This is a genomic window from Gluconobacter japonicus, from assembly GCF_015244665.1.
Classification (GTDB): Bacteria; Pseudomonadota; Alphaproteobacteria; order Acetobacterales; family Acetobacteraceae; genus Gluconobacter; species Gluconobacter japonicus.
This window is the reverse complement of the sequence record NZ_JABCQN010000002.1, coordinates 554,700-577,658: the sequence shown is the minus strand read 5'-3', so window position 1 is coordinate 577,658 and position 22,959 is coordinate 554,700. Positions and strand designations below refer to the sequence as shown.

Genomic DNA, 22,959 nt, shown 5'->3' with positions numbered 1-22,959 from the left:
TCCAGGCCATGACGACCTTTATTGCCGTCGTCGAAACAGGAAGCATGACCGCCGCCGCAGAACGTTGCGGCATCTCGCCTACAATGGTGGGAAACTATGTGCGCCTTCTTGAAGAGCGGCTTGGCACCAGCCTGTTGCGCCGCACAACCAGACGTCAGAGCCTGACGGCCTTTGGGTCAGTCTATTTCGCCAAATGCCAGAAAATTCTCAGCATGCTCGACGAAACCGAGCGTATGGCCGAAGCTGCCCAGAGCCTTCCCGCAGGGACGCTCCGCATCACCGCACCCGTCACTTACGGCACGCAAAGCATTACGCCCTGCATTGCAGCCTATTTGAACGAACATCCCGCGGTTGACGTGGACCTTGTCCTCACAGAGCGCAGCGTCGATCTGACACATGAAAAATTTGATATCGCTATCCGCCTGGGAGTGCCGGAACCGTCTTCCCTGATCTGTCGTCGGCTGTCTGACTACACCATGACGCTCTGCGCTTCTCCGGCTTATCTCGCCAGACGGGAAGAACTTCTGTCTCCCCATCAACTCGCAGCACACGATGCTCTCGCTTTTTCCTACACACCCGCCTCCCCCTGGCACTGGGCACGACGCGAGTGGCATTTTGAAGGTCCGCAGGGGCATGTCGCCGTCGAGATGCAGCGCAAAGGGCTGTTCAACAACACACAAGCCATGCGACGGGCAGCCCTGTCAGGCATGGGCATTGCCATGTTACCGTCCGATCTGGTCCGGGAAGACATCCGGGAGGGCAAGCTCACGGCTCTGCTCCCAGAGTATACACTCCCTTCCCGCCCGATTTATCTGCTGTATCACAAGGAACGCTACAGTGCCCCGACGCTGCGGTCGTTCATCCAGTTCCTGATCCAGTCTCTCAATAGTTCGCACGCCGGATGACGGGCGCATGGCCATCACGCAAACCCAATCAGGCGGTGATTGCCTCCATTATCGGCAATATCATCGAGTATTATGACTTCGTCATTTATGCGTACTTTTCAGCGTCGATAGGCCGTACATTTTTCCCAGACAACTGGCCGCTATCCCAGATTGGGCTGTCCCTCGCTACGTTTGGCCTGACTCTTCTGGCGAGGCCGCTCGGCGCCATTATTCTTGGAAATTACGCAGACAGACGCGGCCGCGTCTCCACAATGATGGTCTGCATCCTCCTGATGGCCATAGGCAGTCTGCTCATCACCCTTACGCCATCCTATCAAGACATCGGTATCGCCGCTCCCGCCCTGATCATCCTGGCCAGACTGCTTCATGGCTTTTCGCTGGGCGGCGAATTCGGAAGCGCTACATCCTATCTGATCGAACACGCGCCCAGACATGAAGCCCGGGCCGCAAGCTGGCAGGCTATAGGGCAGATCACGGCTTCACTCTGCGCCGCAATCGTCGTTTTAGCCCTCCAACTGACGCTCTCCCCTGCGATATTCGATATGTTTGGCTTCAGGATCGCAACGGGTCTGGGTGCTATGGCAGGAATAAGCGGCCTGATCCTGCGCATGATGCTGAAGCCGGAAAACTCCGAAATACCAGCACGCCCCTACTCTGCACCGACACCATTCCTGCAACCCGATACACTTCTCCGGACAGCCCTCATCATGGGCTCTGTCGCGCTTGGTAGCGGCATTACGTATCTGGGGCTTTACATGCCTCACTATGCCCGCAGTCAGTACAGCCTATCCGGTCTCAGCACATCGTTGGCCCCTTTACTCACATATGGTGGTCAACTTCTCTTCACCCCGCTGAGATGGAAGCTGGCAGACCGCTTTGACAGAACACACAGTGTCAGACCAATGCTCTGGTCCTGCGCCTTCCTGACACTTCTGCCGATTCCTGCCTTCCAGTTAATCAAAACCGTTCCTGCAACAGTTCTGCTCATGCCCCTTCTGTTCAATCTGAGCGGCCTGTTTTATTTCGCTGCTCTAGACGGCTTCATCGGCCAGATCTTCCCAAGGGAACGCAGAGGGCGCGGCCTGACGATGGGATATTCTTTCGGCGTTGTGCTGTTCGGCGGTCTAGCCCCCCTCACAAACGCGGCGCTTCTGTCTTGGACCGGACTCTCTCATGTCCCGGCTCTCTATATGATCCTGACAGCGATCATCTCGTTTATCAGCGTCCTCTCGGCACGGTCGTTGCTGGACCGCCGCACGCCCTGAACATCAGAATTTCCCTGACAAAGATTGAAACTATCAATTTTTTCTTTGGAATGTTCTTATAATTGTCTCCTTTATCTTAGTTTACCCAATTCATAACGCTATCGAAGCGTTGTTATCCTGCAAAACGAGTCCTCACCATGCCTTCCTGTGCTTCCTTTTCCCTGCGTTCTCGTCGTTCCGGGACATCTGTTCCGCTTAACGCTCTTTTCGGGCAGGGAAAGAAAGCTCTGGCAGCCGCAACATTCCTGAGTGGCCTGTCTGTCCTGATACCAGCAGCTCATGCGGCCACCGCTCCCACGACAGAACCCACCAGACACAAACCTCACAACACACGGGCTGTTGAGGCCGGAAAGGAATCCATCAGCGTCACAGGCACGCGCCACCAGCCTGGCGGGGGCATGATGCGCGCTGAAACAGCCGCGCGTTCCATACAGACCGTGACGCAGAATTACATCGAGATGCAGAGTCCGACGAGCAGCCCACTGGATCTGATCTCCAACCTGCCAAGCGTCAACATTACCACCCCTGATCCCAGCGGAAACGAGGGTGGGTCGATGCAGAGCCGTGGCCTCTATGACAACGATATTGGCATCCTGCTGAATGGCATGCCTATCGCCAATGGTGGCACATCCTCCGCGTCGAACTTCATCCAGAATTACATCGACAGCAACAACATCTCTTCGGAAAGCATGAGTCCGGGCTCCATCTCTGTAGAAGACCCTCTCACCTCTGCTGGTGCCGGTGCCTTGAGCATTACGACGCGCGCTCCTTCCAAAAAATTTGGTGGTCTGATCTCCGGCAGCTACGGCTCCTTTAACCGGACGCGCGGCTTTCTCCGCATCGATAGCGGCGAGATCGGCCACACAGGTATCACCAGTTACGCTTCCTTCTCCAATACACATTCTGACGCATGGCGTGGTTCGGGCGACAGTGACCGCAAGCACATGGATTTCCGTGCCCAGAAGCTGATCGGCAACCGCAGTTCCATTGACCTTTTTGCAGGCTACAATCACTCTGAATACTATCTGAACCGCTACCCCACGCTGGCCAACTTCCAGAATGACAAGCATGGTCGGCCGGTCTCGACCCCACTGAACTATACCGCTGAGTTCAACGCGGTTTCTCCGGGAAATTATTATGGCGTCCGCGGGACCGACAAAGACCAGTTCTATATCTCCGCCCCCATGAAATTCGCGTTGAACAACACCTTCACGCTGAATATCTCGCCTTACTACGAGCGCTCGGACATCACGCTGAACAGTGCATCCCGCATGCAGGAAGGGCGCACTTACGCAGGAACGGCCCTTCAGCGGGTTGACCTGAACGGCGATGGCAGGATCAGCACATCAACGCGTGCAGCGGTATCCACAAACTCCATGTCCGTCACCCAACAAGGCGGCATCGTGGCCGCACTGGGCTGGCATTCCGAAAACAACGATGGACAGATCGGCTACTGGCATGAGGAATATCGCTACTCCCTGCGGACCCCCCTCTCCAAGATGAACCAGACAACCGGCGCGCAGCCATCCGATACAGACAAGTCCGCCTATTACCGCACGACCAGTGGGAGCATCTACTACTCCGTGGATTATCTTGGCTCCTACAGCCTGAACTCCGGCTTCCTGGAAGACACGGTCCATCTGCTGAACCACAAGATGTCGGTCACAGGCGGCATCAAGGTTACGTCCATGACGCTGGAATCGCAGGATTATCTGCCAAGCACAGCAAGCCACAGCAACCACACTTATGTCTCTCCAACACCGCGCTTTTCATGGTCGTACAACTTTGCGCCCCACCATCAGTTTTACATCAATGCTGAAGGGGACTTCCGCGCTCCGTCCCCCATCAACCTAATCTCGCGCTACAGCACGAGCAGCGGTGTAATGACGACGTCGGGTGCAAACGTGAAGCCACAGTATTCCATCAAGGAAGAACTGGGCTACCGCTACAACGACGATCTCTTCCTGGCGGATATCAGTTTCTTCAACATGAACGTCTCCAACCGTCTGCTTTCCACGACCGTCTTCAGCAATGACGTGCAGGTCAGCCAGACAATGAATGCCGGCGGAGAGACCATTCGCGGTGTAGACGTCATGCTGTCCACCCGTCCGCTATTCCATCGTTTCCGCCCGTACTTCGCATTCGAGTATCTGCACACGACGATGGACAACAACCTTCAGACAACGGCTGATGACGGATCTGTTGATTATCTGCGCACCAAAGGCAAGACAGCCGTCATGTCGCCGAAGTTCTCAGGTAGCGTGGGCCTGACCTACAACGAAGGCCCGTTCTTCCTGAATGCGAGCGTGCACTATACGTCCAAGCAGGCCTCGTCCTTCATGAACGATCAGTATATGCCATCCTACTTCTCGGACTCTCTGACGCTGGGCTACCATCTGCCGAAGTTCTTCATCGCCCAGTCCCCGACATTCAAGCTGAACTTTACGAACCTGACGGGCCAGTACAAGCTGGGCGGCGTCTATTATTTCGCAAACAATGCCCGCGCCACCACTGGCGTTTACGGCCACAAGATCAGCGCAGACGCGAACCCAACGTATTACATCATGCCGCCCTTCGCTATGATCGGCACATTGTCTACGGCATTCTGATATTGGAGGAACCAGTCTTCTCAGACTGGACCATCTAAGAAATGGGGGCTGGACCACATGTTCAGCCCCCATTTCTGTTTCAGGATGATGCCTCGTCTTCGTGCGGATGCAGAATGCGGGGAAAAGCATCTGGGCTGAACACAGCCAGCAGGATTGCCGCCAACGCCACGCCTACGGCGAGAGGCGTCAGGATATTAAAGCCACTCCATGTCAGGATCTGTCCTCCAAGGGCAGATCCCAGAAGAATACCAAGATTACTGGCTCCATTGATGGCGGCACCAGCAACATCGGGGCGCGTCGCCCGGGCGCGGATCGCTCCGGACATAACGAAAGGAATGATGGCCGAATATCCCGTACACCACAGGCCAACGGAAGCAACAGCCACCCACCCAGTCACAATATGCCCGGACATCAGCCCCATGCCCACCAGCATGGCAAGGCCACCCCCGAGAAGCCCGGCTGCTGGCCAACGATCCACGACCTGTCCAGCTGCCCACAATCCGGAAATACTCACAACTCCTGTCAGAAGAAGCGCCAAACTGAGCACCGCTTTCGGTAAACCATGCAGAAGAAGAAGGGGGGTGACGTAAGTATAGAGAAGGTTGTGAGCCACAAAGAACAACGCATCAATTGCGACGACGACCAGAAAGACCCGCATTGCCTTGCGAGACCCAATGGACGGAAGTTGCGCGCTGCCTGTTCCTGTAGGCGCGACAGGGGGAAGAAAAAACGCGATACAAATCGCCAGCAGTACGGCAAGCCCCGTCATGACGAACATCGCAATTCGCCAGCTAGCAAAATGCCCGATGGCCGCAGCCCCCGGCACACCAAGAATAGCTCCAAGGGACGTTCCGCCATACACGAAAGAAATCGCCCGACCGGTCATATTCGCAGGCACAAGCCGCGCAGCGTAAGCTGAAACGATCGACATCAACAGGGCGTGGGCAACGCCCCCAACCGCTCTTCCAGCACACAAAATCAGAAATGTTGGTGCCAGAGCGACAATCAGATTGGATAGAATATACCCACCCAATGACAGAAGCATCAGCTTCTTGCGATCCACCGCAACCGTCAAAATGGTCAGAGGCACAGCCCCGAGTGCCACCATCAGGGCAAAGGCACTGACAGCAAGCCCTGCCTGACCTTCAGCGATATGAAAAGCCTGCGCCATGTCAATCAGCAGGCCCACAGGCGCAACTTCACTGGTCAGGGCTGTAAACGTGCAAGCAAAGAGTGCGCACAAACCAATAATGGTCTGCGTGGGAAGGGTTTTGAAAAGCATAATTTCCCTGACCATTGTGATAACGCGATCACGTAGGATGAAATCGCCTTCTGCCATGCTTCCGACAGGAAGAAAACGAAAGAAACAGGCCCGTAACCCGTTTTCGTTTTGTCATATTTGTATCTTTAAAAGCCTGCCCTCTCACCGGGCAATCCGCGCTTGAAAAGCTATGCGCCACACCTCGATAAAAAGAACCAAGCTCGTCTCTTGGAACGCTCGCGAAGAAGAGAGGACTGTCCATGCAAAGGTTGTTGATATTCATTCTGGTTTGCGACACCTTCAAGGGTAAGACAGAAACCCCTTTTGCCTGTCATCAGGAAAGAATTTTTCAATGATCACACTGAAATCAACACTCCTGGCAGCCAGCCTGATCGCAGCCCCGTCCATGGCATTCGCTGCCGAAACAGCATCCGCAAACCTCATTGATACCAGCGGCAAGCCAGCAGGCACGGTTCAGGTCACCGAAGCGCCCAAAGGGGTTCTGCTTCACATCGAGGCCAAAGGCCTCACTCCCGGCTGGCACGGTATTCACTTCCACGAAAAGGGCGATTGCGGCATTCCCAAGTTCACCAGCGCAGGCGCCCATGTTCATACGGAAAAATCCGTCGTTCACGGTATTCTCAATGCCGATGCCAACGATTCTGGTGATCTGACAAACATCCACGCAGCAGCAGACGGCACTGCTTCAGCAGAGATCTATTCGACTTTTGTGTCTCTCAAAGGCGCTTCTGGTCGTCCAACCCTTCTGGATGCTGACGGAAGCTCCGTTGTTATTCACGCACAAGCCGATGATTATAAAAGCCAGCCGATCGGGGGTTCTGGTGCGCGCGCGCTCTGCGGCGTCCTGAAACAGGACTGATTCCTCAAAGGAATGTTCCTACAAACTTCTGCACCATAAGCTCTGGCCCCGCTGAACGGCGGGGCCACCTAAATAGATCGCTTCCCAATCCAGTTTTTTGACGATGTGCCTTAAACCCCGGTCACATATCCGACATTCCGCAGCATTGTACCTTGCATAAGCCGCCAAAATTCCGATGACAGTCTTTTTGCTTTTCGGAAGCCTGAAGTTTGTCATTTTTTCCTAGATTTTCATCCCTCCTCCTTGCCTCGGTCCTTGGGGTCTCTGCTCAGGCCGCCTCCGCGACACCTCTTCCACCGCCAAAGGACCAACCTTCCCCGGACAGCCTGGCCTACATCGCAGAAGATCCTCACCTCTCATCCTTGATCGGCAAACCTGCTCCTGCACTTCTTCTTAAAACCCTTGATGGACAAGACATCGACCTCTCCCGCTTTTACGGACGTCAGCCTGTTTATCTGAAACTCTGGGCCACCTACTGCATTCCCTGCCGCGCTCAGATGCCGGGATTTGAAAAACTCTACGGCACTTACAAAGATCGCATCCGCATTATCGCCGTGAATGTCGGGTTCGGAGAAAACCGCAACAAAGTCGCGACTTTTGCCGAACATGCCGGCCTGACAATGCCTGTAGTCATGGATGATGGAAGCCTCAGCAACTGGCTGCACATCAAAGCAACCCCTTTGCATGTGCTGATTGATCGCAACGGCCATATTGCCTATGTCGGCCATCAGGATGGCGCTGCCCTTGAGACCGCTCTGGAAAAGGTTGTGAACACTCCACGCAGCACGGATAAAATCCAGCTTTCCACGACGCAACACCGCACGTCTTTACAGGTTGGCCAGAAAGTACCTCACATCGACCTGCCAGATGCTACAGGTCACGCTACAAGCCTTGTATCCAGCAACTCGCGTGTTCCACAGGCGATATTCTTTGGTGCAACATGGTGTGAAAGCTATCTGGACACTGTCGAACCCGAAACTGCCCAAGCCTGCAAACGCGCCCGCACCACCCTTCAAACACTGGCGCAGGATAATCACTTGAAATGGACTGCAGTTGCTGCCCATCTCTGGACGGAACTCCCAGATTTACCCGCTTATCAGACCCTCCTGGGCCCGGAACTCCCAGTAGTTCTGGACACAGATGGACTGGCGTTTGACACATTTGGAGTCACTCAGATCCCCGCGGTTGCCCTTATAGACAGTACAGGCCATCTGAAGCGCCTTCTTGATGCCAGACAAAGAGATATTGCGTCCCAAATTCAGTCCTTCATTCGCTCCTCTGCCAAACATTAAAAACAGGCTGTTCTGCTGGGCAGTATAATTCGGGACGTGGTCACCATGAGAGTGCACGACCACGTTCCGGGAACTTGAAGAATGTTTTTTGATAGATCTTGCTTTTGCCCTGCATCGCCCTTCTACTATGTTACAGACAATGACAATGGGTAGCAGTAAACGATGAAAAAAGGCGTAATCCTCACGGTGTTGAGTACAGTCTTTTTACTTTCCTTTGCTCTACTCAATGCCATCATGTCACCGCACCATAGAGCGATGCCCGCTTCGGCCGCCCGACCTGATCCCTGCCAGTCCCCCGATCCAGAAAAACGCCCGGATGATTGTCGTAACCATGGGAGTTCTAGCGGCCACGGTTTTTACTACCGTCGCTCCACAGATGATAGGAATGGCCCTTCTGCGGGTCATGAAGAAGCTGAAGCAGAGTCTGCCGGCCATGCAGGTTTTGGGGAAAGCGCCGGAGGCCACTCGGGCGGCGGTGGCGAGTAGTCTTCTCTGATGCCTCGCATCCACCGTCGCTTTTCTGAAGCCCGCCCAGACTGGATGTCACAGGCGGATCGTCTCGGATATCACTACTATAAAAATGCCGATGGCAGCTTCGCCTGGCGGGAAGACGTTCGGTACGAGTTTGATCGGTCGTCTCTGACACTTATAAGATCCGTTACCGAAACGCTTCATCGGTTGTGCCTTGATATCGTGGCAGAAGCCATCCATCGCCCCGAAGGACTGAACGAATTTCATATTCCAGCCCACGTGCAGGATGTGATCAGAGCCTCCTGGAGGCGCCAGGATCCATTTCTGATCGGACGATTTGACCTGGCCTGGTGCAAAGGTCAGCTTAAACTCATCGAATACAATGCTGATACGCCTGCCACCCTGCCCGAAAGCACACGGATGCAAAACATGTGGCATCAGCAGAAAGGGCACCCCCATGACCATGCCCCGCTGGAGGCCCACACACTCATCCAGCATTTGCGGGAATTACGCCGAACAGGACGTATCGACCCGATCGTTCATATCGTCCCGTATCCTGACAATATCGAGGATACAACACACGCCGTCTATTATGGACAATGGGTTCAGCAGGCGGGCATGAAAGCCGTTCATTGCGAGTTGAAAGATCTGGACATCACCCATCAGGGGCAGCTTTTGCATCAGGGTCGGATCGTCCGAAGCATGATCCGCATGTATCCTTGGGAGCTGATGTTTCGCGATCCCGGAGCACGGCACCTTCAGAACTGTGGCTGCACGTTTCTCAATCCGCCATGGACGGCCCTGCTATCCAACAAGGCACTCCTTCCCGCACTCTGGAAACGCTTTCCGGGACACCCAAACCTGCTGGCTGCCGGATATTCTCCGCAGGATGTCACCGCTCTGCGTCCCGGACCTTATGTTGAAAAGCCCCTACACGCCCGAGGCGGCGAAAATGTTCGTGTCCTGATTGGAGAAAAAGTTATTTGCGCACAGGACGGTACTTATGGTGCCTATCCTCGCATTTATCAGGAATTCGCAGACCACCGTATTGACGGGGTGACGGCGTCTATCGGGGCATGGACTATCGGGGATCGGTTTGCAGGCCTGACCATGCGGGAAAGCCCTGATCCAATCGTTCGACATACGTCACCGATCGTTCCGCATATTGTTCGGAAAGACAGTTTTCTTTCCCGCACCCTGAAGTGGCGCTGACAGATTTCAATCTTCTACCCCTGCTCTGACGCCATCATTGCTCCACATAACATTCAGGAACATGGAGTTTTTCAATCGGAGGCCAATAGGCAGCGGCAGCTTCATTCTGCATGGCTTCGATCTGCCCCTGAATCCAGTGCATGTATTCATGCAAACCGCGAATGATGATGTCTTCCGCTGTTTGATCTTCCAGCGTAGCGCGGAGTTCGGACAGTCGCTCCTGAATGGCATAATTCTGCCGTCGCAGATTATAATGTGCGGACAGAGCGGCCAGAACCGCATCCGTCTGCCGCAGATTCAGGGCCAGAGATCTGGGGAAACCTTCATTCTTCAATAGAAAGCCGACAACATTCGCCGGCGTTGTCGTTACCGGCTGCAAGCGACGAAACGCATGGTAAGCTGCCGCAGAGCGCAGAACAGAGGCCCACTGCGTCGTATCAATTTCCGACCCGACTTCTTCTTCACACGGAAGAAGCGTGTGATACCGCGTATCAATCAGGCGGGTAATCTGATCGCTGCGCTCCAGATGGCGGCCGAGAAGATAAAAGAGCCACGCCTGATCGCGGTACAACGTCCCTTCCGTCACGCCCGTATGAGTCTGACAATCCTGCTTGATCCTGTTGCACAGCGCAGAAAGACCGGTTCGACGAATGTCTGACGGATCAAGATCCAGAACCCATCGTGTGAAGACGTTCAGATGCATCCACATTTCCGTGGAAATCAGCGGTCGCGCAGAGCGGGCATTCTCACGCACGGCATTCGCCATCCCTTTGATGGAGCTGGGATTGGCCAGATCGGTGATATAGAACTGGATATAATCCTGCTCCGTTGCCGCAGGATGCAGTGCCTGAAAACGCCCCTCATCAGAGTTGATCTGAACGATCGTCTCCCAAACGGTCCGGCCATCCGGTCCTCGGACGAACGCTTCCGTAACTTCAATTAGACGGGCCAGATTCTCGATACGCTCCATGTAACGCGCCAGCCACATCATGCTCTCGGCATAACGGGACAACAGCGTGTTGAGGTTGGAAAGCATCCCGGTCGAAGTTGGAGAAAGCTGTGTCATACGGACATCACCCATGTATCCTTGGACCCACCGCCCTGAGAAGAATTCACGACCAGAGACCCCTTGCGGAGAGCCACACGGGACAAGCCGCCCGGAAGAACCCAGGTCGATTTTCCAGTCAATGCAAAGGGACGCAGATCAACATGCCGCGCCTCCACGCCCGCATCACACAAAGTAGGGGCTACAGACAGGTCAATGACAGGCTGGCTGATGTAATTTGACGGGTTATCAAGCAGACGCTGCCGGAAATCCTCCAGTTCGCTTTCGGTGGCGTGCGGCCCGATCAACAGACCATATCCCCCGGATTCTCCAACAGGCTTCACGACCAGTTTTTCAAGATTGGCCAGTGTAAAAGCCAACCCTTCCGGTTCGGCGCAGATATGCGTCTCTACACTTCCCAGAAGGGGCTCTTCATCAAGGTAATATCGGATAATCCGGGGCATATACGCATAGACTGCCTTGTCGTCCGCAACACCTGTCCCCAACGCATTGGCAATCGTTACGTTACCGCGTCGATATGCTTCAACCAGACCTGGCACGCCGAGAAGACTTTCCGGATTAAACGCCAACGGGTCCAGAAAAGCGTCGTCGATGCGACGATAGATGGAGTGGACCGGCCTCAGGCCTGCGACGGTCCGCATATAAACATGGTGGTTTTCGACCAGAAGATCGCGCCCCTCCACGAGAGGAACACCCATTTCCCGCGCCAGAAACACATGCTCAAAATAAGCAGAGTTATAGATCCCCGGAGACAGCAGAACGACCTGTGGGTTTTCGACTCCTTTGGGTGCCACATCACACAAAGCCCGGTGCAAGCGGAGACCATAATCTTCAACGGAGCGCAGCGGCATACCGGATGCCAGATCCGGCATCAGCCGCAGCATCATATGACGGTTCTCGATCACATATGACACACCCGACGGGGTTCTCGCATTGTCCTCCAGAACCAGAAAACGCCCGCTCCGATCCCGGATCAGATCCGTCCCGTTGATATGGACATAAACACCCCCCGGAACATCGACGCCCACCATGGCCTGACAATAATTGGCGTTTTTCAGCACCAGATCAGCGGGAATCAGGCCATCCTGAAGGATCTTCCGGTCATGGTAGATGTCCCACAGAAACATGTTGATCGCTTTGACGCGCTGTTGCACGCCACGCTCGATGAAGGCCCATTCCTCGGCTGTCAGGACACGGGGAATGACATCGAAAGGCAAAACGCGGTCAATGGCTTCCCGGTCCGAATAGACGGTGAACGTAATACCCAGACGATAGAGCTGGGTTTCAGCATTCGCGGTCCGATGCCGCAATTCCTTGATGTCAAAATGGGCCAGACGTTCCTGAACCTGCCGGAGCGCTTCTGGAAGGTCTTCTCCACGGTTCATCAGTTCGCAAAAGAATTCAGGCCTGTGATAGGCAGAAAAAATACCGGCTTCCTGGGCCTGGGAGTGCAAGACGTTGGACTTCATCTGTATGCCCCGCTTCCTTACCCGACGATTGTATGACGCATACCCGGCCGGATCATTACGATTATTTATTAACCTATCAATTCCGCCCTGTTTGCCAAGCAGGAAAACACGAAGCAGTTCCGTTTTTTCCAGATCATATCAGGAGAGTTGCCGTTCCTGTTCTTCCTGTTACGATAGGAGAAGGATCAGGAACCACGCCCGCATCTTTCCAAGGTGAGAAACAGACAGTCATGCGGGACTTTCAGGAAACATGAGAGAATGAACACGCCCGTGATGATCCGTCATCACACTTCTTACCGCTATGATCGTCCTGTGTTTCTGGGTCCTCAGACGATCCGCCTGCGCCCCCCGGCCAGAGCGTCCAATACGGTTCTGGCTTACGCCCTAAGCGTCGGCCCTGGCGAGAATCATCTTGTCTGGCAGCAGGATCAACACGCCAACACCGTTGCCGAAGCCGTTTTCCGGGACCGGATGTCGCATTTCGATATTGAAGTCCGCATGACGGTGGACCTGACTCCTTATGATCCTCTTGTCGCCCTTTCTTCCCCTTTCGAAGAAGCGCTGCCGCCCTACAGACAACCTATCGCTGACACGTCCGTTCTCGAAGCCTTTCTGGCTGGAGCGTTTTCCACATCAGGAGACACGGATCTCGATCGGCTGATCTGGCTTAATCGCCGGATTGCCGCGGCTCTTCGTTATCAACCCCGCATGGAGCCGGGGATCTGGGCACCCGTAGAAACCCTTTCCCGCCAAACAGGCTCCTGCCGGGACAGCACCTGGCTTCTCGTCGCCCTTGCACGTCATCTTGGTTTCGCAGCGCGCTTCGTCTCCGGCTATCTCATCCAGCCTTCCGCGCAGGCTAACAACCAGAACGCCCTGACCTGTGACCTGCACGCCTGGGCAGAAATCCTGCTCCCCCAGAACGGCTGGCTTGGCTTCGATACGACGTCCGGCCTGATTACGGCACAGAACCATATTCCCCTTGCTGTTTCCGCCACTCCAGAGGATGCAGCACCAGTTTCAGGGTTACTGGACCACTGTCAGGCACGTTTTGACGTTCTGATGGAAGCCGAGCATTTGCATGAAGTGGCAAAGACCTGACATCATGCTTCGGCAAGAGCCGCAAAGGTGCCGAAGCTGTGAAACTTTTCTCGTGTCAGTGCTGCCAGCAGGCTCTGTATTTTGAAAATACGACCTGTGAGTCCTGCCATCATCCGGTAGGCTACCTTCCAGGCCTTTCCGTTCTGACAGCACTTGAACCTGCGGGGCACGGGCGGTGGCACCCGATGGAACCACAGGTGCGGAACGCAGAACTCGTTTACTGCTCCAACCATGAGCATGACGCCTGCAACTGGCTCACGACCCCAAGCCAGACAGGCCAGCCGCCCATCTGTTTTGCCTGCCGGTTCAATCGGACCATTCCCAATCTGAAAGATCCGAAAAACCTTGAGCGGTGGCGGAAAATCGAAGTCGCCAAGCACCGCCTGTTTTACACGTTGATCCGCCTGAAACTTCCGATCCGGAGTTGGCGGGAAGATCCGGATAACGGGCTTGCCTTCGATTTTCTTGATGATGCCCCGGACGGTTCAGCCCCGGTTATGACAGGTCATAACAATGGCCTCATCACGCTCGCCATTCGGGAAGCGGATGATGCAGAACGTGAGCGCATGCGTGTTGAGATGGGGGAATATTACCGCACCCTTCTCGGGCATTTCCGCCACGAGATCGGCCATTATTACTGGAACGTTCTGGTGCGTGATGCCGGACGCCTGGAAAGCTGCCGCGCCATCTTCGGAGATGACAGTCAGGACTATCAGGAAGCCCTGCAACGCCATTATAACAATCCTCCTCCGGAAGACTGGCGCGAACGCCACGTCAGCAGCTATGCGACATCTCACCCATGGGAAGACTTTGCCGAAACATGGGCCCACTACCTGCACATCGTCTCCACACTGGAAACGGCCTGGGCTTACGGCGTCACGATCCATCCGGGCATCCCAGACCCATCCACCCTGTCGACGGATGGCCCGATGAATGACCCTTATCTGACCGCCACTTTTGACGAGATCATGGATGCGTGGGTTCCGCTGACCTCTGCCGTCAACAGCCTCAACCGATCCATGGGGCTGGCTGATTTTTACCCCTTTGTCCTGACGGTCGGCGTGCGCGAGAAGCTGGCATTCATCCACGCCCTGATCCGGGAAACACAGGCCCTTCGTTAGGACGGAATTTTAGGTGTCCCGAACTGGCGCGTCCGCATCTGGCGCGCCTGATGAATGAAGTACAGCTTGGCACCCGTCATCCTCACGGACCGATAGACAAGATAGACGGGTGCCGTCAGAGCCGTCCGGGATGAAAGGGGAATATAAGCAATCTGCCCCGCGTGATGCTGTTGCATTGAATGGGGCACGACAGAAATACCCAGTCCTCCGGCTACAAGACTGAGCGCCGCCATAAGCTGAGGTCCTTTCTGTCGGATGTTGGGCATGAAACCAGCACCCAGACAGGCATCCACAATCGTCTTGTAGAGGCCGTTGTTATACTGGCTCTGATAGAGGATGAAGTCTTCGTTTTCGAGATCCGCCAGCCTAAGGCCTTCTGCTGGTGGGTTGAGAGCCAGTGGATGCGCCCTGGGAACCGCTACCACCATCGGCTCTTCCAGAATCAGTTCCACCATCACATCCGATACATCCGGGATGGAAGCACGCACAAAGGCCACATCCACAAGATCATCCCTTAACGCGCCGAGAAGCTGGCTGGAATTGCCCTCCGTCAGGGTCAGTGTCACATCCGGCCAACTCTCCCTGAAGTGCCCCAATACGGCCGGCAAGCTGGGATGACACATGGCCGAATTGGTAAAACCCACAGACAGTTCGCCACTTTCGCCACGCACGACCCGACGAACATCTTCAACTGTCTCGTCCACCCGGTCGAGAATGTCATATGCTCCCTTGAGCATACTCCGCCCGGCAGCCGTCAGACGCATGCCTTTGGCATGACGCTCAAAAAGTTGAACACCCATCGCTTCTTCACAGGACCGTAACATCCGTGTCAGGGGAGGCTGCTGAATCCCGAGCCGTTCTGCCGCCCGTGTGAGATTCCCTTCCTCGGCGATGGCCACGACGGCGCGGAAATGACGTAACTCAACCATGCAATACCTTTAAGGTATGATGAAACCTGCAACGAAATATTGGACCTAGCAGTTTTCGCCTCTAAAGTCCGCACGCCTTCTAAGCATGGACAGACAGGATACGCCATGACCAACAAGATTCCCGCCACGCTCATCGCCGGTGACGGTATCGGACCGGAGATCATGGCCTCCGTCACGACTGTTCTGGATGCACTCGGCGCTCCCTTCGTCTGGGATCATCAGAATGCGGGAATGGGCGCTTTGGAAAATCAGGGCAGCGCTCTTCCGGATGCGACGCTCGACAGTATTGCCCGCACGGGACTGGTCCTGAAAGGCCCGCTGACAACGCCGGTCGGCAAGGGCTTCCGGTCCATCAATGTGACGCTGCGCCAGCAGTTCGATCTGTACGCCAATGTCCGCCCAACACAGACGATCGTTCCAGGTGGCCGTTACAGCAATGTCGATCTGGTCGTGATCCGCGAAAACGTCGAGGGTCTCTATGCCGCCATGGAACACTACATGCGTGTTGGCGACGATCCGGAAGCCGTGGCCTATGGCGCAGGCTTCAACACACGGGCGGAATGTAATCGTATCGTCAGATTCGCGTTCGAATACGCTGTGAAGAACGGTCGCAAGAAGGTCACGCTGGTTCACAAGGCCAATATTCTCAAGATCCTCAGCGGTATCTTCCTGCATGAAGGCCGCCGCGTAGCTGCCGAATATGAAGGCCGCATCGAACTTGAAGAACGCATTGTCGATGCCTGCGCGATGGAACTCGTCATCAAGCCGGAAAACTACGATGTTATCGTCACGACCAACCTCTTTGGTGATATCCTCTCCGATCTGACAGCCGGCCTCGTGGGCGGTCTGGGCATGGCTCCGGGAGCCAATATCGGAGAGAAGATGGCCGTGTTCGAAGCCGTCCACGGATCGGCCCCGGATATTGCTGGCAAGGGCGTTGCCAACCCACTGGCCCTCATGATGGCCGCCAGCATGATGCTGGCCCATGTGGGCCGTCAGGATCTTTCCGTCCGTCTTGATGGCGGCATGAAGCAGATCCTGACGACAGATGGTATCCGCACCCGCGATCTGGGCGGTACTGCCACGACCGAAGACGTTACGCAGGCTCTCCTGCGCGCCATTCACTGAACAGACGACACGACCAGCAGGGAACACAGACATCATGAAACAGGTTGGACGCGATCTTCTGGGCAGCCAGCGCAACCTGTCCGTTGACGGACAGACCTATCGCTATTTCTCCCTTCCCGTGGCAGCGGAGAAGATTGGGGATATTTCCCGCCTTCCCGTCAGCCTCAAGGTTCTGCTTGAAAACGTTCTGCGCTTTACGGACGGTACAAGCTACAAGGTGGAAGATGCACAGGCCATCGCAGACTGGCTGCGTTATGCCGGCTCGACACAGGAAGTGCCGTTCAAGCCGTCCCGCATCCTGATGCAGGATTTCACGGGTGTTCCGGCTGTTGTCGATCTGGCCGCCATGCGCGACGGTATCCTGTCGCTCAACGGCGATCCGCGAAAGGTCAATCCGCTCGTCCCCGTGGATCTCGTGATCGACCATTCCGTCATGGTCGATGTCGCAGGCCGGGCAGATGCACTTCAGCAGAACGTCTCTCTGGAATTCGAGCGAAATGGCGAGCGCTATGCGTTCCTGCGCTGGGGGCAGCAGGCGTTCGACCAGTTCCGCGTCGTGCCGCCGGGTGCAGGCATCTGCCATCAGGTCAATCTGGAATACCTGTCCCAGGTTGTCTGGACCAGCACAATCGACGGCGTCACCTACGCCTATCCGGACACGCTATATGGCACGGATTCCCACACAACCATGGTCAATGGACTGGGCGTTCTGGGCTGGGGCGTCGGCGGTATTGAAGCCGAGGCCGCAATGCTCGGCCAGCCGATTTCCATGCTCATTCCGGATGTCGTCGGATTTCGTCTGGATGGCAAACTTCCAGAAGGCACAACGGCCACAGACCTTGTCCTGACCATCACGCAAATGCTCCGCGCCAAGGGCGTTGTCGGGAAATTTGTCGAGTTCTATGGTCCTGCGCTGGACCATCTGCCCGTTGCAGACCGCGCAACCATCGCCAACATGGCCCCGGAATATGGCGCAACCTGTGGCTTCTTCCCTGTCGATGCGCTGGCACTGGATTACCTGCGTCAGACTGGCCGTGACGAACACCGCATTGCCCTTGTCGAAGCCTATCTGCGGGCTCAGGGCATGTTCCGCGACATATCCACGCCAGAACCGGTCTTCTCTTCCACGCTGTCGCTGGATCTCAGTACTGTCACGCCATCTCTTGCTGGCCCGAAACGCCCGCAGGATCGTGTTGAACTCCGCTCGGCCTCCGAAGCTTTCGAGAAGGCCCTGACAGAGACGCTCGGCGTCAAACCGGAAAACACCATCGTCACCGCTCCGGTCGCCGGAACGGATTACGCGCTGGAACATGGTTCGGTCGTCATTGCAGCCATCACGTCCTGCACCAACACGTCCAATCCCGCTGTTCTCGTGGCCGCTGGTCTGGTCGCCCGGAAAGCGCGCGCACTTGGTCTCAAGCCCAAACCCTGGGTCAAGACATCCCTCGCCCCTGGCTCTCAGGTCGTGACGGATTATCTGGATCGCGCAGGCCTGTCCGCTGACCTTGATGCACTCGGCTTCGAGACCGTAGGCTATGGCTGCACGACCTGCATCGGCAATTCCGGACCGCTGGACCAGCCGCTGGTGGATGCAATTGAAGGCCACAATCTGGTTGCAACGTCCGTTCTCTCGGGCAATCGCAACTTCGAAGGCCGCATTTCACCGAACGTCCGCGCAAATTACCTCGCCAGCCCTCCGCTTGTGGTGGCCTATGCTCTGCTTGGCACCATGCGTCAGGACATTACGACTGCCGTTCTGGGACATGCACCGGACGGAACACCCGTACATCTGAAGGACATCTGGCCGTCCAATCATGAAGTCGCGGAACTGGTCGGAACGGCCGTCACGCGCGAAGCCTTCGTCGATCGCTACAGCCGCATCACCGAAGGCACGCCGGAATGGCAGGCGCTCGGATCAGCCAGCGAATCCGCCACCTTCAAGTGGCAGCCCGGTTCGACCTATGTGCAGGACCCGCCCTACTTCACGGACCTGAAGGCCGATCCCCAGAACCCGACGGATATTTCCGGCGCCCGCGTTCTGGCTCTGCTGGGTGACAACATCACCACGGACCATATCTCCCCGGCTGGCTCCATCGCTGCGTCTTCCCCGGCTGGTGAATACCTTCAGGAGCATCAGGTTTCGGTCAGGGATTTCAACTCCTATGGCTCCCGCCGAGGCAATGATCGCGTGATGGTGCGAGGCACATTCGCCAACATCCGTATCCGCAACGAGATGGCCCCCGGAACCGAGGGCGGCATGACACGCCATCAGCCCGATGGCACCCTGATGTCCATCTACGATGCCGCGACCCGTTATGCTGAAGAAGGCACACCACTCGTCGTCTTTGGTGGCAAAGAATACGGCATGGGCTCTTCCCGTGACTGGGCCGCCAAGGGCACACGCCTGCTCGGCGTTAAAGCCGTGATTGCAGAAAGTTTTGAGCGTATCCACCGCTCAAACCTCGTCGGCATGGGCGTTCTACCACTGACGTTCGAAGACGGCACAACCCGCAAAACCCTCGGGCTGGATGGTACAGAAACAATCAGCATTGCCGGCATCAATGACCTGACGCCCCATAAGACGCTGACCATGACCATTACCCGTCAGGATGGCAGCCAGCAGCAGGTTCCCCTGCTCTGCCGTGTCGATACCGTGGACGAGGCGGATTACTACCGCCACGGTGGTATCCTGCCGTATGTTCTGCGCGGCATGGCAGCAGCCTGAGCTTCACCCCTGACGATCTGCTTCGTCCAGATCGTCAGGGGTCTCTCTCGACCAGCAAGATCTTCTCCCATGACCATTCTTTATAATCGAGCCATACCATCTGCCGAAGAATTCGCTCATCTATTGCGAAGGTCAGGTCTAGGGGTGCGTCGACCCGTCGATGACCTCGCGCGCCTGCAGCGTATGCTTGATGGTGCAAACCTGACGATTACTGCACGGGATAGTCAGAGCAAAGAACTCGTTGGAATAGCACGTTCCATTACGGACGGCGCCTATGCCTGCTATCTGTCAGATCTTGCTGTGCATGAAGATTACAAAGGTCATGGCATTGGCAAGAAACTGATCGCGACAACACAGCATCATGCAGGCCCGGAATGTGCCTGCATCCTGATTGCAGCCCCGGACGCTGTGTCCTTTTATCAGCATATCGGGATGCCTCAGACAGATCGGGCTTTTGTTCTTCCCAGAACAGCCTGACAACTCAGACCCGGCGTGCCAAAGCGAGTTTCAGGCTGAACAACAGGAAAACACCTCCCGTCAGGCGATCCATGCGACGCACTACAACGGGGCTGGATAAAAACCGCCCCAACGGGATGGTCAGCGCGACCAGCAGCCCAAGCCATGCGAAGGAAAGCACCGCCTGAATGGCCGTGAGGAGCAAAGAAAACTCCTGAACATTGACATGTGGCGGAATGAACTGCGGCATGAACGTCATGTAAAACACGCCAACCTTCGGGTTGAGCAAATTGCTCAGAAGCCCCCGACGGAACGCAACCCCGGCTTCAGGGCGGTTTGTGGGCTGTTCGGCCGCCGCTTCTTCCTGTTCATGGGCAAGGGAAGAACGAGGATGGAGCAACAGCTTGACGCCCATCCATCCCAGATACAGCGCACCCGCCCATTTGACCGCCGTGAACGCTGTTTCGGAGGCTGCGAGTAATGCAGTCAACCCAAACGCCGCGCCCAAACCCCAGACGGCAAGCCCAAGACAGATTCCCAGAACGGCCGCCAACCCGGCTTTCCAGCCTGATGTGGTCGCGGTTCGCAGCGTCATGGCCGTATCAAGACCGGGGGTAATTGTGAAGATTGCTGCGGTGGCAGCGAACGCAAGAAGGGGAAGCAGATAGGGATGCATGGCCAGACCATACACCGGCTTCTTCCGCCCCCCAATCCCCGATCAGGCCAGTTCAACTTCCTTTTCAACAGCCGGCATGCGGATCAGGTAATCAAAGGCCGAAAGAGATGCCTTTGCCCCCTCACCCATCGCAATCACGATCTGCTTGTAAGGCACCGTCGTTGCATCACCCGCCGCAAAGATCCCAGGCACGGACGTCGCACAATGATCGTTGATGACGATTTCGCCATAAGGGCTGAGGTCCAGAGAACCTTTCAGCCAATCTGTGTTGGGTAGCAGTCCGATCTGTACGAACACACCATCCGTCTTGATATGATGCAGCCCACCATCCGCATCGCTGTAAGTCAGACCAGTGACTTCCTTGCCATTGCCTTCGATCTTCGTGGTGAGCGCACTCATCAGAACGGTGACGTTCGGCAGGCTCAGCAGCTTATCCTGCAAAACCTTGTCTGCCTTCAGATGCGCCCCACGCTGGAGAAGCGTAACGTGAGACACGATGTTGGCCAGATCAATCGCAGCTTCCACGCCGCTATTACCACCGCCAGTCACGACAACCGGACGCCCCTTGTAGAACGGACCATCGCAATGCGGGCAATAGGCCACGCCCTTCGTGCGATATTCTTCCTCCCCAGGGACGCCAAGCTGACGCCAGCGCGCGCCTGTAGCCAGAATAATCGTCTTGGACCGCAGGGTCGCTCCGCTTTCCAGAACAATCTCGTGCAAGCCGCCCGGCTGCGTTGTCGGAACCAGCTTGGCTGCCTTCTGAGACGCAATGATCTGCACATCATACTGCCGCACATGGGCTTCCAGCGCTCCGGCCAACTGCGGACCCTCCGTTTCCTTCACGGAAATGAAGTTCTCGATGCCCGCCGTATCCATGACCTGGCCACCAAAACGATCAGCCACCAACCCGGTCCGCAGGCCTTTACGCGCGGCATAGATGGCAGCCGATGCACCAGCAGGGCCAGCACCCAGGACAAGTACATCAAATGGTGCCACATCCTTCAGCCTTACAGCCGCGCGCTCAACGGAAGAGGCATCCAGTTTGGCGAGAATATCCGCGACCTCCATACGGCCAGACGCAAACGGCTCCCCATTCAGATAAACCTGCGGCACGGAACGAATACCGAGACGCTCCACTTCTTCCGGAAAGTCTGCGCCATCAATCGCCGTATGATGGATCTTCGGGTTCAGAACGCTCATGGCGTTCAGAGCCTGCACAACATCCGGGCAGTTCTGACAGGACTGGGAGAAATATGTCTCGAAATGGAAGTCCCCATCCAGCGCCTTGATCTGTTCAACAAGATCGGCCTCGATCTTGGGCGGATGGCCGCTGACCTGAAGCAGGCCCAGAACCAGAGATGTAAACTCATGCCCCATGGGCAGGCCGGCAAACGTCACCTCCTCCACGGAACCGGCACGACGGATCACAAAGGAGGGGCGGCGCGATGCCGTTCCCGCATCGGAAAACGTCACCTTGTCTGACAAGCTGGCAATATCTTCCAGCAATCCGCGCACTTCAGCAGAGCGGTCGTCAGAGCCAAGCGTGGCTTCGAGCACGACGTCGCTCCGCAGGTACTCCATATAGGCGCGCATCTGGGTTTTCAGGTCGTCCTGAAGCATCGTTTTCTCCAGCGGTTTTGTAAGAAAAAATTCTTGTTAAATCCTGCCTCCCAAAGAGAGGCAGGAGGATGGTGAGGCTGTCATGCCTCACCGGGCAGGATCAGATCTTGCCGACGAGGTCGAGGGACGGCTTCAGCGTTGCGCTGCCTTCCTTCCACTTGGCCGGGCAAACTTCACCCGGGTGGCTTGCGACGTACTGCGCAGCCTCGATCTTGGCGAGCAGTTCTGTCGCGGAGCGGCCAACGCCACCAGCCGTGATCTCGATGTACTGAACCTTGCCTTCCGGATCGAGGAGGAACGTACCGCGGTCAGCCAGACCAGCTTCTTCGATCAGAACACCGAAGCTGCGGGAGATCGTGCCTGTCGGGTCGCCGAGCATCGTGTACTTGATCTTGCCGATTGCCGGGGACGTATCGTGCCAGGCCTTGTGCGTGAAGTGCTTGTCCGTGGAGACAGCGTAGAGTTCAACGCCCAGCTTGTCGAAAGCAGCCTGGTTGTCAGCGAGGTCTTCCAGCTCGGTCGGGCAGACAAACGTGAAGTCAGCCGGGTAGAAGAAGAAAACGGACCACTTGCCGCGGACGTCTGCGTCCGTGACGGTCAGGAACTTGCCGTCGCGGAATGCGTCGGTCGAAAACGGTGCCAGCGGCGAATTGATGCGAACCATCAGAAGGTCTCCTGCTTTGTCGCTCGTGTTGTGTTGCGGAACCTATGTCCCACAGAATGAGAGGGACAGGAAACAGTTCCTGTCAATATGATTGATCGGTCAGACC

At 56.1% G+C, this 22,959-nt stretch carries 19 protein-coding genes; 12 read left to right on the top strand and 7 right to left on the bottom strand.

Features of this window, described 5'->3' with window-relative positions:
* Positions 1-8 precede the first annotated feature (8 nt).
* From HKD32_RS06035 to HKD32_RS06025, 3 genes are all read left to right on the top strand, one after another.
* Positions 9-905, top strand: a complete 897-nt coding sequence (locus HKD32_RS06035) for a LysR family transcriptional regulator (RefSeq protein WP_234781781.1) — start codon at positions 9-11, stop codon at positions 903-905.
* Positions 902-2,170 (top strand): MFS transporter, encoded by a 1,269-nt coding sequence (locus tag HKD32_RS06030; protein ID WP_061932058.1) that lies wholly within the window; start codon positions 902-904, stop codon positions 2,168-2,170. Before HKD32_RS06035 ends, HKD32_RS06030 begins: the two co-directional genes overlap by 4 nt.
* A 137-nt stretch (positions 2,171-2,307) precedes the next feature.
* Positions 2,308-4,779, top strand: coding sequence for a TonB-dependent receptor (locus HKD32_RS06025; RefSeq protein WP_061932056.1), 2,472 nt, complete (start codon positions 2,308-2,310; stop codon positions 4,777-4,779).
* Between the two features lie 79 nt (positions 4,780-4,858).
* Here the strand turns inward: HKD32_RS06025 and HKD32_RS06020 are convergent, their stop codons facing one another.
* Positions 4,859-6,118, bottom strand: coding sequence for an MFS transporter (locus HKD32_RS06020; protein ID WP_082905345.1), 1,260 nt, complete (start codon positions 6,116-6,118; stop codon positions 4,859-4,861).
* A gap of 274 nt (positions 6,119-6,392) precedes the next feature.
* On the opposite strand from HKD32_RS06020, the gene sodC reads away from it, so the two are divergent.
* The 4 genes from sodC to HKD32_RS06000 all read left to right on the top strand — a co-directional run bounded on the left by sodC (position 6,393) and on the right by HKD32_RS06000 (position 9,895).
* A complete protein-coding gene (sodC, locus tag HKD32_RS06015; RefSeq protein ID WP_194257700.1) occupies positions 6,393-6,920 on the top strand; it encodes a superoxide dismutase[Cu-Zn] in 528 nt (175 codons plus the stop codon).
* A gap of 209 nt (positions 6,921-7,129) precedes the next feature.
* Positions 7,130-8,212: a TlpA family protein disulfide reductase gene (locus tag HKD32_RS06010; protein ID WP_061932052.1), complete on the top strand. Its 1,083-nt coding sequence runs from the start codon at positions 7,130-7,132 to the stop codon at positions 8,210-8,212.
* 316 nt (positions 8,213-8,528) lie between these two features.
* Entirely contained in the window at positions 8,529-8,708 is a 180-nt protein-coding gene (locus HKD32_RS06005; protein ID WP_061932050.1) for a hypothetical protein, read from the top strand.
* Positions 8,708-9,895: a glutathionylspermidine synthase family protein gene (locus HKD32_RS06000; RefSeq protein ID WP_061932048.1), complete on the top strand. Its 1,188-nt coding sequence runs from the start codon at positions 8,708-8,710 to the stop codon at positions 9,893-9,895. The genes HKD32_RS06005 and HKD32_RS06000 overlap by 1 nt, the downstream gene beginning before the upstream one ends.
* A gap of 34 nt (positions 9,896-9,929) precedes the next feature.
* Here HKD32_RS06000 and HKD32_RS05995 read toward each other — a convergent pair whose 3' ends face one another.
* The gene (locus HKD32_RS05995; protein WP_061932156.1) at positions 9,930-10,931 is read right to left on the bottom strand and encodes an alpha-E domain-containing protein; all 1,002 of its coding nucleotides are present in this window, start codon (positions 10,929-10,931) and stop codon (positions 9,930-9,932) included.
* A gap of 26 nt (positions 10,932-10,957) precedes the next feature.
* Entirely contained in the window at positions 10,958-12,430 is a 1,473-nt protein-coding gene (locus HKD32_RS05990; protein WP_194257699.1) for a circularly permuted type 2 ATP-grasp protein, read from the bottom strand.
* A gap of 258 nt (positions 12,431-12,688) precedes the next feature.
* Here HKD32_RS05990 and HKD32_RS05985 point away from each other — a divergent pair, with 258 nt between their 5' ends.
* The gene (locus HKD32_RS05985; protein ID WP_194257698.1) at positions 12,689-13,531 is read left to right on the top strand and encodes a transglutaminase family protein; all 843 of its coding nucleotides are present in this window, start codon (positions 12,689-12,691) and stop codon (positions 13,529-13,531) included.
* A gap of 38 nt (positions 13,532-13,569) precedes the next feature.
* Entirely contained in the window at positions 13,570-14,652 is a 1,083-nt protein-coding gene (locus tag HKD32_RS05980) for a putative zinc-binding metallopeptidase (protein WP_194257697.1), read from the top strand.
* Here the strand turns inward: HKD32_RS05980 and HKD32_RS05975 are convergent.
* Complete coding sequence (locus HKD32_RS05975) at positions 14,649-15,581, bottom strand: LysR family transcriptional regulator (protein WP_062504770.1); 933 nt, start codon at positions 15,579-15,581, stop codon at positions 14,649-14,651. The genes HKD32_RS05980 and HKD32_RS05975 overlap by 4 nt on opposite strands.
* A 105-nt stretch (positions 15,582-15,686) precedes the next feature.
* Here HKD32_RS05975 and HKD32_RS05970 point away from each other — a divergent pair, with 105 nt between their 5' ends.
* The 3 genes from HKD32_RS05970 (at position 15,687) to HKD32_RS05960 (ending at position 19,911) form a co-directional block, all read left to right on the top strand.
* A complete protein-coding gene (locus HKD32_RS05970; RefSeq protein ID WP_061932038.1) occupies positions 15,687-16,709 on the top strand; it encodes an isocitrate/isopropylmalate dehydrogenase family protein in 1,023 nt (340 codons plus the stop codon).
* Between the two features lie 34 nt (positions 16,710-16,743).
* Entirely contained in the window at positions 16,744-19,434 is a 2,691-nt protein-coding gene (gene acnA, locus HKD32_RS05965; protein WP_061932036.1) for an aconitate hydratase AcnA, read from the top strand.
* 69 nt (positions 19,435-19,503) lie between these two features.
* Complete coding sequence (locus HKD32_RS05960) at positions 19,504-19,911, top strand: GNAT family N-acetyltransferase (RefSeq protein WP_194257696.1); 408 nt, start codon at positions 19,504-19,506, stop codon at positions 19,909-19,911.
* Positions 19,912-19,915: 4 nt separating this feature from the next.
* Here HKD32_RS05960 and HKD32_RS05955 read toward each other — a convergent pair whose 3' ends face one another.
* The 3 genes from HKD32_RS05955 to ahpC all read right to left on the bottom strand — a co-directional run bounded on the left by HKD32_RS05955 (position 19,916) and on the right by ahpC (position 22,853).
* Positions 19,916-20,566 carry a LysE family translocator gene (locus HKD32_RS05955; protein ID WP_194257695.1) on the bottom strand — a complete coding sequence of 217 codons (651 nt, stop codon included), beginning with the start codon at positions 20,564-20,566 and terminating at the stop codon, positions 19,916-19,918.
* 42 nt (positions 20,567-20,608) lie between these two features.
* Positions 20,609-22,189 (bottom strand): alkyl hydroperoxide reductase subunit F, encoded by a 1,581-nt coding sequence (gene ahpF, locus HKD32_RS05950; protein ID WP_061932030.1) that lies wholly within the window; start codon positions 22,187-22,189, stop codon positions 20,609-20,611.
* Positions 22,190-22,289: 100 nt separating this feature from the next.
* Entirely contained in the window at positions 22,290-22,853 is a 564-nt protein-coding gene (ahpC, locus tag HKD32_RS05945) for an alkyl hydroperoxide reductase subunit C (protein ID WP_007281520.1), read from the bottom strand.
* Positions 22,854-22,959 lie beyond the last annotated feature (106 nt).